General features: G+C 42.4%; 14 protein-coding genes. 10 read left to right on the top strand and 4 right to left on the bottom strand.

Translation table 11 applies throughout. The features are described 5' to 3' along the window. Positions 1–60: 60 nt before the first annotated feature. Positions 61–1,169 (bottom strand): IS3 family transposase gene (locus BK049_RS06655; RefSeq protein ID WP_145939396.1). Its coding sequence is split into 2 segments (ribosomal slippage): positions 61–896 and positions 896–1,169, totalling 1,110 coding nucleotides; the frame shifts between segments, so codons are not numbered across the junction. Positions 1,170–1,279: 110 nt separating this feature from the next. Then, positions 1,280–2,341, bottom strand: coding sequence for a DUF5105 domain-containing protein (locus BK049_RS06645; RefSeq protein WP_071168146.1), 1,062 nt, complete (start codon positions 2,339–2,341; stop codon positions 1,280–1,282). Positions 2,342–2,880: 539 nt separating this feature from the next. On the opposite strand from BK049_RS06645, the gene BK049_RS06640 reads away from it, so the two are divergent. Beyond that, positions 2,881–3,309, top strand: coding sequence for a cell wall hydrolase (locus tag BK049_RS06640; RefSeq protein WP_008360333.1), 429 nt, complete (start codon positions 2,881–2,883; stop codon positions 3,307–3,309). Positions 3,310–3,421: 112 nt separating this feature from the next. Further along, the gene (locus BK049_RS06635; RefSeq protein WP_008360334.1) at positions 3,422–4,204 is read left to right on the top strand and encodes a glucose 1-dehydrogenase; all 783 of its coding nucleotides are present in this window, start codon (positions 3,422–3,424) and stop codon (positions 4,202–4,204) included. 18 nt (positions 4,205–4,222) lie between these two features. Here BK049_RS06635 and BK049_RS06630 read toward each other — a convergent pair whose 3' ends face one another. Both BK049_RS06630 and BK049_RS06625 read right to left on the bottom strand, forming a co-directional pair. Continuing rightward, positions 4,223–5,263 carry an acyltransferase family protein gene (locus tag BK049_RS06630; RefSeq protein WP_071168145.1) on the bottom strand — a complete coding sequence of 347 codons (1,041 nt, stop codon included), beginning with the start codon at positions 5,261–5,263 and terminating at the stop codon, positions 4,223–4,225. Positions 5,264–5,475: 212 nt separating this feature from the next. After that, positions 5,476–6,468, bottom strand: coding sequence for an LLM class flavin-dependent oxidoreductase (locus tag BK049_RS06625; RefSeq protein WP_071168144.1), 993 nt, complete (start codon positions 6,466–6,468; stop codon positions 5,476–5,478). A 421-nt stretch (positions 6,469–6,889) separates the two neighbouring features. On the opposite strand from BK049_RS06625, the gene BK049_RS06620 reads away from it, so the two are divergent. The 8 genes from BK049_RS06620 (at position 6,890) to BK049_RS06585 (ending at position 14,157) form a co-directional block, all read left to right on the top strand. Further along, positions 6,890–7,492 carry a TerD family protein gene (locus tag BK049_RS06620; RefSeq protein ID WP_008360337.1) on the top strand — a complete coding sequence of 201 codons (603 nt, stop codon included), beginning with the start codon at positions 6,890–6,892 and terminating at the stop codon, positions 7,490–7,492. 21 nt (positions 7,493–7,513) lie between these two features. Next, on the top strand, positions 7,514–8,095 hold the full coding sequence (locus BK049_RS06615) for a TerD family protein (protein ID WP_008360338.1): 582 nt from the start codon (positions 7,514–7,516) through the stop codon (positions 8,093–8,095). A gap of 40 nt (positions 8,096–8,135) precedes the next feature. Beyond that, a complete protein-coding gene (locus tag BK049_RS06610; RefSeq protein WP_071168143.1) occupies positions 8,136–8,714 on the top strand; it encodes a TerD family protein in 579 nt (192 codons plus the stop codon). Between the two features lie 140 nt (positions 8,715–8,854). Next, complete coding sequence (locus BK049_RS06605) at positions 8,855–9,634, top strand: TerC family protein (RefSeq protein WP_071168142.1); 780 nt, start codon at positions 8,855–8,857, stop codon at positions 9,632–9,634. Positions 9,635–9,734: 100 nt separating this feature from the next. Further along, complete coding sequence (locus tag BK049_RS06600) at positions 9,735–10,928, top strand: HpcH/HpaI aldolase/citrate lyase family protein (protein ID WP_071168141.1); 1,194 nt, start codon at positions 9,735–9,737, stop codon at positions 10,926–10,928. Continuing rightward, entirely contained in the window at positions 10,912–12,243 is a 1,332-nt protein-coding gene (locus BK049_RS06595; protein ID WP_071168140.1) for a phosphoribosyltransferase family protein, read from the top strand. Before BK049_RS06600 ends, BK049_RS06595 begins: the two co-directional genes overlap by 17 nt. Further along, a complete protein-coding gene (locus BK049_RS06590; RefSeq protein WP_071168139.1) occupies positions 12,236–13,345 on the top strand; it encodes a cysteine protease StiP family protein in 1,110 nt (369 codons plus the stop codon). The genes BK049_RS06595 and BK049_RS06590 overlap by 8 nt, the downstream gene beginning before the upstream one ends. Next, positions 13,342–14,157 carry an HAD family hydrolase gene (locus BK049_RS06585; protein ID WP_071168138.1) on the top strand — a complete coding sequence of 272 codons (816 nt, stop codon included), beginning with the start codon at positions 13,342–13,344 and terminating at the stop codon, positions 14,155–14,157. The genes BK049_RS06590 and BK049_RS06585 overlap by 4 nt, the downstream gene beginning before the upstream one ends. The last annotated feature ends 41 nt before the right edge of the window (positions 14,158–14,198 follow it).

Raw genomic sequence — 14,198 nt, 5'->3', positions numbered from 1 at the left:
GGGATCAAAACACCTTTACGAAACAGCCAGTTGCCGAAACTCTTTTGGTGACTGGCTGTTTCATTTCAATTGAATTCGGATATTGATATAATAATCAATATACTCCCTGACTGTTTTTTCTACAATGGCTGTTGTAGTGTTTGTCAGGTGGTGGAGATAAAATCCTTCTGATTTTAAACTGGAGTGGAAGGATTCGATGGGGGCATTATCAGCGGGCATTCCCTTACGGGACATGCTCATGGTAATGCTTTTTTTCTTCATCTCCGTTTGATAAGCATATGAAGTGTAGACCGAACCTTGATCGCTATGAAGTACGCAGACTTTAGGCAGTGTCTTTAACTGCTTCAATGTATCTAAAACTAGAGAAACATCCTGTTTATCACCAATCGTATAAGCCACAATCTCACTTGTATATAAATCTTTTATGCTGGATAGATAAAGCATTTTTTGCCCAAATGGCAAATACGTGATATCAGTCACCAATTTTTCAAGTGGCTTGGTCGCAGAAAAATCTCGTTTTAAGTGATTTTCTGCAATGTAATAGGGTTGACCGGTCTGTTTACGCTTTTTCACTTTCACACGACACTGCAAACCGTGGGTTTGCATCATTCGTTGTACTCTCTTATGGTTGATCTTCATTTCTTTGCGTAGAAGAGCCGTTATTTTACGATACCCATACGTATACTTGTGCAACTTACAAAGTGTTGAAATAAGCTTGATTAACCCATGTTGCTTTGAGTGATGATGATCTTGTTTTTTCCAACGATAAAATGTTGATTTAGCCACTTCAAATAGCTGACAGAATTCACTGACACTCACTTTATCTTTTACCGTTTCGTAGATCGACACGAGTGCTTCTTTTTCCACCACCTTTCCCATTCTCGGTACTTTTTTAATATGTCTATTTGTTGATTTAGATAGCGATTTTCTGTTTTCAATCTCTCGTTTTCATCTTGGTATTCAGGTCCTTTACCGTATGAATACTGCTTTCCAACAGGTTGATGAAACCGGTGGGTTTCACCATTGTGATACCATTTCATCCAAGTTTTCACTTGTGTTTTATTCTTAATTCCTAGCTTGTCCATGATTTCTTTTGTTGAGATTCCTGCCAACTTCATCTGAACCGCCTCTTCTTTTACACTTGCGGGGTAACTGACTCTTGTTCCCATACAAAAAACACCTCCAAATTGTTTTCAGGTATGATATACCCGATTTTCAACTTAAAGGTGTTTTTTATTTGTCTCACTTTATGGGGTCAGTCCCAACCGGGGGTTTTTCTTTAGTTCTTGATGAACTTTTCAACCAATGAGCTTGTTTTGTAGTCGTTCAAATCAAGTTTCCATTGGTCGATATCGTTTTTCTTCATGTTCACTTCTACTGTTTCTTCAGAAGATGATGGTCCTAATTTTTTAAATTCATCTGGATAGATAGAAAGTAGATATTTCTGAGCATCATCATAAGATGCTGTACGGTTTTTGCTGTAGAATTCAGTTGCTTTTTCTTTTAAACGATCGACAAGCGGGCTTGCATCAATTGGTGTAAGTGTCACAGTCACGACAGCTTTATCACCGCTGATTGATTTTGTTTTCGTTGATACTTTTGATTTTTCAGCTAATGTTTCTTTTACAGCTTTTAGAAGCTTATCAAGGTTTTCGTCTTTTGCTGAGCTAGATGAAATACCAGAAGAAGAAATGTAGCCTTGTTTGAATGATTTATCAAATTCGTTTACGACAGTTGATTTGTTATCACCTGTTAGTTTTTCGAAATCGTCATTTTTCTTACCAAAAATCATGACATCAATATAAGAAGAAAGGGCTTTTGCAGACGCTTGAAGTGTATCTGCCTTTTTCATCAAGTCTTTTCCTTTAATATCGAATTCTAGTGTTTTGTCATCTTTTTCCGATCCAGTACCAGGCTCTGTGTAGACAAGTTGATAGTCTTTGTCTTTATCAACCACATAAAAAAGACCGCCTTTTAATACTTTGTCTGCATTTAGAGAACTTGAAGATAATACTTCGTTGTAGTCATCTGGAGAAATCGTAGACACCTGAGCGTCATCTTGGTAAAGTGTAAAGTTGCTTTTATCTACATTAAGAGGCTCTTTGCTGATGTTTTTCACAGATACGTTTACTTTTAAGACATACTGATCATCCTGTACAGATGTATCGTATTGAGGTGGTAATGTGTACTCAGCACTTTCTACTTTTACTTCTGCTGCATCAAGAGATTTTTTTGTATCGCTTTCTTTCGCAGCTGTTTTGTCTTTTCCACCACTACAAGCAGCAGCGACAACCGTTACACACAAAATCAGAAGAAACAGGGATAATTTCTTTTTAAACATGAGATGTTTTCCTCCTCGGGTTTTATGGTGCATTTCATTGGAAATCTTTAGATCATATCGTTCTTTTTGCACAAAAAGAAAAATATTGTATGTTTTTTACTGTAGAATGAAGCGAAAGTACTGTCAATACTTCAGTGCGTTTCAAAGATTGACCGGCTTCAAATAGTAAAAATGACACTAAGTTGATAGGAGAAACTTGTATTTTATTGTTTGAAATCTCCTGTAAAAACTCAATATTTTATATTTTAAGGTTTTGAGTCGGATTATTGAATAGGTTCAAATGACTGTTTTTGAAGAAGGTGTAGGAATTAGAAGGATTTTTATGACTTGTAAATGAGTATATAGTAATGAATATTATTTCCTGTTATGTGTATGGTTACTTGGTTTGTGTGTTGTTGACAGAGAGACACATGTCCAGCGAAATCTTGAGTTATTTAGACAGGCTGCCGCCACTAAACGTGTTTTTTCATGTCAAAATGGCAGTCATCTACACACAAACGCTACATAAAATAAAAGAGAAATGAAATGGAGGTGGATGTATGGCAGTGGTAAGAGCGACAAGCTCTGATATTGATTTAATGGCCAGACTGTTGAGAGCGGAAGCAGAAGGTGAAGGAAAGCAAGGGATGCTGCTTGTAGGGAATGTAGGCATCAATCGTTTGCGTGCCAACTGCTCTGACTTTAAAGGGCTGCGTACGATTCCACAAATGATTTATCAGGAGCATGCGTTTGAGGCGGTCACGCATGGCTATTTTTATCAACGAGCACGAGAAAGTGAAAAGGTACTTGCACGAAGGAACATTAACGGGGAACGATTTTGGCCTGCGAAATTCAGCCTTTGGTATTTCAAGCCGCCTGGAAATTGTCCAGCGACTTGGTACAATCAGCCGTTTGTGGCAAGGTATAAGTCACATTGTTTTTATCAGCCCACCGCCGAAACGTGTGAAAATGTGTATAACACCTTTTAGCTTGATGAACAGCACAATCCTTTTGAAACAAGAGGATTGTGTTTTTCTTTTTTTCAAAATGGGTAACCATTGTGTATCAACAAGATGCAGCACGTGATTGGAGGAAATGAAGATGTATCAAGATTTAAAAGGAAAAACAGCCATTGTGACAGGTTCGTCTAAAGGAATTGGACAAGCGATCGCCTTGCGTTTTGGACAAGAGCAAATGAACGTGGTTGTGAACTATAAAGGCGATGAACAGGGTGCTGAAGAAACGGTACAAGCCATTCAGCGGCATGGAGGTCAAGCGGTGAAAGTACACGCAGATGTCTCCAAAGAGGAGGGAATTCAGGCATTAATGGATGCAGCACTGGAGCATTTCGACGCATTGGATGTGTTTGTCAATAATTCAGGCTTTAACGGGGAAGAAGCGATGCCGCATGAAATGACGCTGGAACAATGGCAAAAAGTCATTGATGTGAATATCACAGGCGCATTTTTAGGAGCAAAGGCGGCCATTGCCTATATGATGGAGCATGATGTAAAAGGATCTGTCTTAAATATATCCAGTGTCCATCAGGAAATTCCGCGTCCGTTCAATGTTCATTATTCCACTTCCAAAGGCGGAATGAATATGATGACGAAGACGCTGGCTCTTGATTATGCCGAAGCGGGTATTCGGGTCAATGCGATTGCACCAGGCACCATGTCAACCGAATCGAATGACGATCTTCAAGATGAACAGAAAAAGGAAAAACAGCTTAAGAAAATTCCGATGAGAGCCTTTGGTGATCCGAAAGAGATTGGGTCTGCCGCTGCATTTCTTGTATCTAAAGAAGCTGCCTATATGACAGGTACCACATTATTTGTTGATGGAGGTATGACGCTTTATCCTTCTCAAATCAATGATGAATAGAAAAAACCATCCGCCCTATTAGCCGGCGGATGGTTTTTGTTCGTAGCGGTGTGCGGATTTGGCTGGTTTGCCGAGCAGCATAGGATACTTGCTCAAGAAGGAGATGCATGGCACCATGAGCAGCAATGTACCGAGCGTATAAAAGAGCGTCCAAGACAGGTGGGCTGTATCAGAAATATTGATGCCGAGTCCATAATAAACAAATGCTTTCATGATATCGATGATGGCAAATTGCAAAACGAGAATGACAATGGAATGACGTCCGAGATACGTCAAAATAGTGGACGTTTTCAATTTGAAGCTTAAATAAATAACGGCAGCTGAACCAAGCAGTGCACATACATAGAAAATAAATAGATCGCCATAGTCGTTGACACGCATATCAATCCGTGAATTAAAGCGTTGCATGTAAGCCGTCAGCACAAGCAACCCTGTACATAGAAGGAGGGTTGGATCTGTTTTTAATTCCACAAACCATTGCTTGGCTAAAAATCCAATTGCATAAAACACAACAGCCGTTAAGGCGACATTGGCATTCCAAGGGAGACTGTGGTCTAACAAGAAAGTAGAGGCATATCCAGCTCCTCCGCAAAGGAGCGTCAGTAAACTCAATACAGCTGGTTTTCCTTTTGAGAGACGATGCATAAAGAAAAATAAGATGTCCACTAAAAAGAGCGTCGTTAAAAACCAGATGGCTGGGTTGTGCGTCAGCCTTGCTTCATCTGCATTGGATATAAAAATACCTGTAAATGGAACAAAGGGATCAATATCCGTCTGCCCCTTAAAAGCGAAAAAGCGGGTAACAGAGAACCAGAAAACATACGTAATGATGGAGAAATAAAGATAAGGTAAGAGCAAGCTTTTGGCTTTTTTCTGAATAAATGACATAGCAGGAATTGAGGATGATCGAAACATCATACCTGATAGTAAAAAGAAAAGCGGCATATGAAAAGAGTAAATGAATTGCTTTATTGAATCAGGAATGGGTACGTGTGCCATGACGACGAGCAGAATACCGATTCCTTTAGCTGCATCTACCCAGTCGAGTCTCTTTTTCATCGCCTATCATCTCCTTTTTTTCAGCATTGTAAACCGTTCATTTTATATGTACCTCCACTATATAGAAGGTACACCTTCAATGCGTTTACAGTTCGCTAACGATTAGACGACACAATTGCGACCAGATGACAAAAGGTAAGATTTTGACATCTCCATGTTACATTTCCCATTTTTTGTGACAATGTAAAAAAGAAGCCATGTGATGATTGGCTTCAAAATAGTTCTGCGATTCGTTCGAAGGAGCGCTGTTTTTCTAATTGATCAAAGGAATTGTTCAGAATCATGATATCCTCCGTTTGATAGCGATCCATTAACATTTGGAGCTGCTCTTTCACTGTTTGCTTCGAGCCCACAACCATTCGCTTACGATTGTGTAACACTTTTTTCTTTTCCTGTTCAGTATAGTGATATGCCGCTGCTTCTTCTATAGAAGGAACGCGGCTGTCGAGTCCTTTTTCAACACGAAGCAGCCATAAATCTGTACTGCTGGCGATGCGGCTCGCTTCCTCATCTGTTTCATCGCAGATAACAAAGACAGCAAACATAGATTGTGGCTGACGAGAGAAAGCAGATGGAGAAAAGTGTGACTGGTACGTCTCAAAAGCCTTTTTGCCGCGTGCAGGGTGAATAAAATGGCCGAAAATATAGTTGATTCCAAGGGATGCCGCCTGCATGGCACTATTTTCTCCTAGTCCAAGCAGCCAAACCGGCGGAGGAGAGGGAACGAGCGGGGCAGCTTTCACTCCCGCATGCGGATGACCAGAAGGCAGGCTGTCAGATAAGTAAAAAAGAAGATCTTTCAGCTGGCGGTCAAACTGAGACAGATCCTTCTTCATGCCGTCCGTCAATGCCAGTCTCGTCCTTTCAATTCCGCCTGGAGATTTACCAACACCGATCTCAATCCGTCCAGGGTAAAGGGCTTCAAGCTGCCGCGCAACCTCTGCCACTTTAAAAGGGCTGTACTGCGGGAGTAAAATGCCGCCAGAGCCTGTCCGCAAGGTCGATGTATGTGCCGCAATATGAGCCATTAATATTTCAGGCGCCGTACTAGCGAGCCCTCTTGTGCTGTGGTGTTCAGCGAACCAATACCGCTCATACCCAAGTGTTTCCGCAAGCTGGGCGAGCTTCGTCGTCTGGACCAATGTCTCATGTGCTGTCTGCCCTTTAGGAATGGCGACTTGATCTAATATATGAAGTGATGGCATCATCAACATCCTTTCATCAATACGTGGAATCTCTATTCACAAGTATAAAGAAATACATGTATGGAAGGAAACGAAAGGGTGATCCTTCTTTTACATATACCTGAATTTTCTATATCAACATATGAAGCTGTGCCAATACTCTTTTCATTAGTAGAGATGTTAATCGGGAACATTCGACATTGTTTCACATGAAACACGTGATTTACGACATAAAGCATTTTTCATCAGGTTCTTTCTTTTTAAAAAAATATGACGTTGTTGAAACCTATGGTGAACATAGATCGTATATACTAGTAAATAGAAAAAAGAGTAAGAGGCTCCCATGTCATTTCATGAATTTTGTCGAATTTTCATGTATGATGATTTAACAGGGTCCATCGCTTAATAAATAGATTTTTATTATGCTGGAGGAGTGATTGATTTGGCGATTACATTAGAAAAAGGTCAACGTATTGATTTAACAAAAGGGAAAGCAGGATTAACTAATATTCTGGTTGGACTTGGCTGGGACCCTGTATCACAAGGCGGCGGTTTTTTAGGAAAACTGTTTGGTGGCGGAGGCGGCGCTGATATTGATTGTGACGCTTCAGTGCTGATGCTGAAAAATGATAAATTTACTGAAAATAAAGATTTAATTTATTTTGGCAACTTGAAAAGCAAATGCGGCAGTGTTGAGCATACTGGTGACAACCTGACAGGTGAAGGAGACGGAGATGATGAACAAGTCCTCGTGAACTTAAGCAAAGTGCCAGGTAATGTGAATAAATTGGTGTTCGTCGTGAACATCTATGATGCTCTTAGAAGAAACCAGCACTTTGGTATGATTCAAAATGCTTACATCCGCATCGTTGATCGATCAAATAATCAAGAATTAGTGAAATATAATTTAAAAGATGAGTATGCAGGTAAAACATCATTAATCGTTGGAGAGCTTTATCGTCACGAGAATGAGTGGAAGTTTGCGGCTGTTGGAAATGGTACAAATGATGTAAAGCTAGCCGATATTACGAGAAACTACATTTAACTTAGAAGGGAGAGGTTCCTGATGGGAATTTCTTTAGCGAAAGGTCAAAAAATTGATTTAACAAAAACGAATCCAGGCTTAACAAAAGTGGTAGTAGGACTTGGCTGGGACGTGAACAAGTATGACGGCGGACATGACTTTGATCTAGACGCAAGTGTATTCCTTTTAGATGCGGCAGGTAAAGCAAACTCTCCATCTGACTTTGTCTTTTACAATCAAACAACTGGCGGAGGCGGCAGTGTCGTACATACAGGCGACAACCGCACGGGTGAAGGAGACGGAGATGACGAGCAGGTCAATGTCGACCTTTCAACGGTACCAGCGAGTGTTGAGAAGATTTCATTTGTCATTACGATTCATGATGCAGAAGCGCGCAGTCAAAATTTTGGACAAGTCTCTAACGCTTACGTACGTATTTTAAATGCGGCATCAAATGAAGAGCTCATTCGATATGATTTGGCAGAAGACTTTTCGATTGAAACAGCGATTATTGTAGGTGAATTATACCGTCATGGCGGAGAGTGGAAATTCTCGGCTGTAGGATCAGGCTATCAAGGCGGACTTGCCCGTATTGCAACGGACTTCGGCTTAGATATCGGGTAATGACCCGTTTTCATATGTTTAAAGACAGGAGAGATACGATATGGCGATTCAACTTTCAAAAGGACAACGTGTCGATTTAACGAAAACCAACCCAGGACTGACAAAGGTGATGATCGGACTTGGCTGGGATACGAATAAATATTCTGGCGGAGCCGAATTTGATTTGGACGCTTCAGCTTTCTTAGTGGATGCAAACAATCGTTGTCAGCAAGATACCGACTTTATATTCTATAATAACCTGCAGCATCCTAGCGGTAGTGTGACTCATACAGGTGATAACCGTACGGGTGAAGGAGATGGAGATGACGAGCAAATTCTCGTTGATTTCTCAAAAATTCCTGCTAACATTGATCGTATCGGAATTACAGTGACGATCCACGATGCAGAGACGCGCAACCAGAATTTTGGACAAGTCTCTAATGCATTTGTTCGTGTTGTAAATGAAGAGGGCGGGGAAGAATTGATTCGCTTTGATTTAGGGGAGGACTTCTCAATTGAAACAGCTGTTGTGGTATGTGAATTGTACCGACACGGTAGCGATTGGAAGTTTAACGCAATCGGAAGCGGATTCTCTGGCGGACTTGCAGCTCTTTGTCAAAATTATGGATTAGAAGTGTAAATAGGAGAAACAAATCAATTCAAGAGGCGCTGCCAATGACTCATATGAGGGCCTTTTCCAAAGTGAGAAAGAAACAGCGATCAAGAATAACAGCAGGCGAAAGCCTGCTGATGCTTCTACACTTATAGGAGGAAAACCAGTTGGACATTTTGAAACATATGTTGGACACGTATGCCTCGTTTTTTGATTGGCAAATGTGGGCAGAGGTATTAACAGACCCTGTCTCTTGGGGGCTCATTGGAACCCTTGTTGTGCTTGAAGGGTTGTTGTCAGCGGACAACGCACTTGTATTAGCTGTCATGGTGAAACACTTACCTGAAAAGCAGCGTAAAAAGGCATTAACCTACGGATTAATTGGCGCTTATTTCTTCCGTTTTCTATTCATTGGCGTAGGAATGCTTCTTATTAAGTTCTGGTGGATTAAGGTTCTAGGTGCTGCATACTTAGCTTGGCTTGTCATTAAGCACTTCTGGTTAGGTGACGGAGATGACGAAGCGAAGGAATTGAAAAAAGAAGGCTGGATGATTCGTGTATTTGGCGTCTTCTGGGCAACCGTTATTTCTGTAGAAATTATGGACCTTGCCTTCTCGGTGGACAGTATTCTTGCCGCATTCGCTGTATCTGAGGAAGTATGGATTCTTCTCTTAGGCGGAATGCTGGGGATTCTCATGATGCGTACAGTGGCACAGTTATTCCTTGTGCTTATTGACCGTATACCAGAGCTTGAGAATACGGCATTTATTCTCATAGGGATCATTGCTGTGAAAATGGGCTTGAGTGCTGCTCATATTGAAATCCCGCATCTCGCATTCTTTGCGATTATCATCCTAGCATTTATCGGAACGTTTATTGTTCATAAAATCAATAAGAAGAAACATCAAGTTGTGACAAACGAAGCTGCGGCTTCAAAAGAAGAATAGGACGATTGAAAAGGAATGGAGTTGACTAACGGCTCCATCCTTTTTTGAATCATCAAGTCATTTGTTCGATTTTCTCTCTAACAACAGGAGGTGGCACTGCATGCGATATTTTCGTTTTTTATCAGAGGCGAGGCAGCACGATATATTTTTTAAGCGGCCGGCGGCGATTCATTCATTGTCGCCAAGGCATGTACTTGCGCATGCATTAGGTGCTACTTTATATATGCCTGCGACCAGACAGGATATAGCAGATATGCTGCTTTCGCAGAAATATGAAGCGCTTTGCTCTGTTGTGTTTTGTTTGGAGGATGCCATTGGTGATCAAGAAGTGGACATGGCTGAACAGAATCTAGTGGCACAACTGACCTTCCTTTCAGAGAAACTCACTCATTCACCAGAAACGGCTGAGCATTTGCCGCTTTTATTCATTCGGGTTCGTTCGCCAAAGCAGCTGCTCAATATGGCAAACTTGCTTGGGTCCTCCCTTCATTTACTCACTGGTTTTGTGTTTCCGAAGTGTTCTGTTCACAATGCAAAGGAATATGTGGACAGCTTGAAACAGGCTTCAGCACAAACGAAGACAAAACTCTATGGAATGCCTATTTTGGAAACACCAGATTTATTAGAAAAAGAAACGAGATATCAGGTGTTGTCTGATTTAAAGCAGATCATGCTGAATGATGAGGAATATATGTTGAATATTCGCATTGGGGCAACGGATCTGTGTGGATTGTACGGCATTCGCCGTGATCGCGAGACCACCATTTATGAAATCAGGCTCATTGCTGAGTTGATCACAGATATCATCAATTATTTTGGCCGTTCTTTTGTGATATCTGGTGCTGTATGGGAGCATTTTGGACCCGCACGAAAAGAACCAAAACCATTCATTCGTGCTCTCTCTAAGGGCGGCGAGCCTTTTTCATCTGAGCCTGATCACATGCAAGGCCTGCTCAAAGAGACAAGGCTGGATGTGGCAAACGGCATTCATGGAAAGACAGTGATCCATCCAACACATCTCAAACCAGTTCAAAGCATGTATGTTGTGACAAAGGAAGAGTACATGGACGCATTAAGCATTTTGGAGCATGCCGATGGCACAGTTGGAGTGATGAAGAGTGCATTCTCTAATAAGATGAATGAAACGAAGCCACATTATCGGTGGGCCGAGCACATTTTAATGAAGTCAGACATTTACGGGGTGTTTCATGAAAATAGAAGCTATATCGACATACTTACAGAATCAGAAGCGGCATACACTGAACATCTTGGCACATATGAAGGTGGAGCTTGATCTCAAAGAGGGGGCTCTTCAGCTTGAAAAAGAGCATCTGTTTGAGATGGCGGCAAGGGTGAACAAAAAGAGAGCCTTTTTATTTGTTAGTAAGGTGCTTGGTAAACATCTGCCTGTTCACCCGCTGAAACCACTTCTTGTCTCAGGTCTTTTGGCAATGGTTTATGCCAAAGAGCAAACGGGCCAGACGCCCCCGCATCAAGACCATCTAGTAAAGGCACTAAAGACGGAAGACCATGCCATGTTAACCGAAGCATATACTGCTCTTAAAAAAGAGAAGCTCATGACGGGCAAACAGCCTATTGTGATCGGTTTTGCTGAAACGGCAACAGCACTTGGTCATGGTGTCTATGACGTGATAGATGGAGCATCTTACATTCATACGACACGTGAACAGCTGCTAGATCTTGATCCTGTATTGGTATTTGAAGAAGAGCATTCTCATGCAACGGATCAGCTTTGTTATGCTGACGAAGCCCTGCTCCTGACTGACCGCCCCGTTGTATTAGTAGATGATGAGGTCACAACAGGCCGAACAAATATGAATATCATTCGGGATCTGCACGCAAAGTACCCAAGACAATCTTATACCCTGCTGTCCATTTTAGACTGGAGAACACCTGCGCATGAGGAAGCTATGCTTCAGCTTCAAGAGGAGCTTGGCATTCAGATCACATCATTGTCTCTATTAAAAGGGCAGATGGTCTTTCGGGGTAAAACGCTGGATGAGCCTTCTTATTCATATGAGATTACTGCACAGGAGAAAAGACCAGCACTCTCTTTTCATTCACTTCAATCTTTCTTTCAACACGTTCCGTATTCACTTTCCTATGCAGTCAATTCGGCTGGCCATTCGTCATATATACATGAAACGGGTCGTTTCGGTTTAAGCGCAGTGGATACGGCCGCCATTGATCAAGCAGCTGCTGAGGCTGGACTAAAGCTGCGGCAAGAACGCAAAGGGAAACAGACACTCTGCTTAGGGACAGGGGAGCTGATGTATGTGCCGATGAGACTGGCAGCCCATATGGGAGAAGGCGTTCTGTTTCATTCGACCACAAGAAGCCCGATTCATCCGGTCGAAAAGGAAGGGTACGCTGTCCAGAACGGGTTTGCGTTCATGAGTCCAGAGGATTCCCGTATTCAGCACTACGTGTACAATATCCCTAAAGATCAGTACGATGATGTCTTTTTGTTTTTTGAGAAAAAGGTGTCTCAAGAAGCTTTGATGCCGCTGATCCACTTATTTGCTGAGCGGCATGTGAAGCATGTGCATATTGTGACTTTATCAGATGAGGTGAAGGTGAATGGCTAATGTGTATACAAAGATGGGAAGTTATCCAGAGCAGGACGTAACCTTCTTACTCAAGGATTTATCATCGATTGAGATGGAGAAAAGTACAGAAGAGCGGGAGCGCTCTATTCAGAGCGGTGCACATTACTCAGACATGCTGCCAATTGAATACAAGCCTACGGCATCTTATATGGACTTATTCTATCAATCTCTTGAAGAAAGTAAGCAAAAGGTAGCGGAAGCTGTAGCGATTGTGGCAGAACAAATTGTGAAAAAACGAGGCTTTCAAACCGTACTTTGCAGCTTGGCACGAGCTGGGACACCGATCGGGGTGCTCATCAAGCGGTATATTCGAAAGACGTATGGTCTTGATTTGCCTCATTATAGTATTTCTATTATTCGTGACCGAGGAATAGATGAGAATGCGGTGCATTATATGCTAAACCAACATCCAGGCTTTGAGATTGCCTTTATTGATGGCTGGACCGGGAAAGGCGCTATTTCCAAAGAGCTGCAAAAGGCTGTGCTTGATTTTGAACATAAGAATGGGATTCGTCTTTCTAGTGAGCTGGCTGTGCTTGCTGACCCTGGCTATTGTACAAATCTATACGGAACAAGAGAGGACTTCCTCATTCCAAGTGCCTGTCTGAACTCGACGGTCTCTGGACTAGTCAGTCGAACGGTACTAAACAACCGCTGGATCAATGCCGATGATTTCCATGGGGCCAAGTATTATGAAGAGTTGCTGGATGAGGATGTGTCTAATCTGTATGTAGATACAATTGAAGAAGCATTTTCTAATCTTGATTCAAATGTACAAGAGAAAGCAGACATCCTCGTCGCACAAGGAGAACCTGCTGATTGGCGGGGGATGACTTCCATTGAAACAATCGGTCAAGCATTTCAAATTGAAAATACGCATTTGATTAAGCCTGGTGTTGGCGAGACGACTCGAGTGCTGCTCAGAAGAATCCCATGGAAAATACTGATTCAGCCAGGGTCTCAGGAGAAGCTGAAGCATATTTTGCTTTTGGCAGAGGATAGAGGCGTTCCCGTCATTGAATATGCAAATATGTCCTACACGTGCTGCGGGTTAATTCGCCCGCTGGAGCAATCGTCATGAAGAAAATAGCGTTTGCCAGCGATTTAGACCGGACACTGATTTACTCGCATCGAATGCTGGAGCAGTTTGCATACAAGGGAGCATATGATGTCATCGAGGTGCTGGATGATCGGCCACTTTCCTATATGTCTGTTGAAACGAAAACATCCTTACAGGCCATTTATCAAGCAGGATGGCTGATCCCAGTGACGACAAGAACGACCACGCAATATGAACGAATCACTCCCTTTCAACAAGAGATCAAACCAGAGTATGCCATCACGACAAACGGCGGCTGCATCCTTCATCACGGCAAGCCGCTGGAGGAATGGCAGACCCTTGTAGATGAGAGATTGAAAGAGTGTCTGCCCGTCAGAGATATGTTGAGGGAAATAGCTGAACTGCCAATTGCCGCCTGGGTCAAGCGGACTCGGACAGCTGATGGGAAATTTCTTTATTTGATCATGAAGGACGAGTATCTTACTCACATTCCGCTCGCTGAATTAAGGCTGTGGGGTGAGGAGAGAGGCTGGCAGGTTTCCCTTCAGGGCAGGAAGCTTTATTTTATTCCACAGCCGCTTCATAAGTGGGATGCTGTTGCCTTTCTAAAGGAAAGGCTGAACCTTGACTACGTATATGGTGCGGGCGATTCCTTGTTAGATGCCGAACTCATTCGTCAGGCTGATAGAGGCTATGCCCCAAGGCATGGGGAAGTCTTAGACTTTGATCGATCACTTGAACCGACGGCAGCATCTGGCATGGCGGCAGCGGATGAAATCGCCGCATCTGTCGCAAAGCAGATGACTGCGGCAAAAAAGCCTTCGATTCGATAGCAGAAGTAGAAGGCTGAATGATATGATAGTAGTAACTTTGG

The sequence above is a fragment of the Bacillus xiamenensis genome (assembly GCF_001857925.1).
GTDB lineage: Bacteria > Bacillota > Bacilli > Bacillales > Bacillaceae > Bacillus > Bacillus xiamenensis.
Note: the sequence above shows the minus strand (reverse complement) of the source record. Positions and strands in the feature narration are given on the sequence as shown.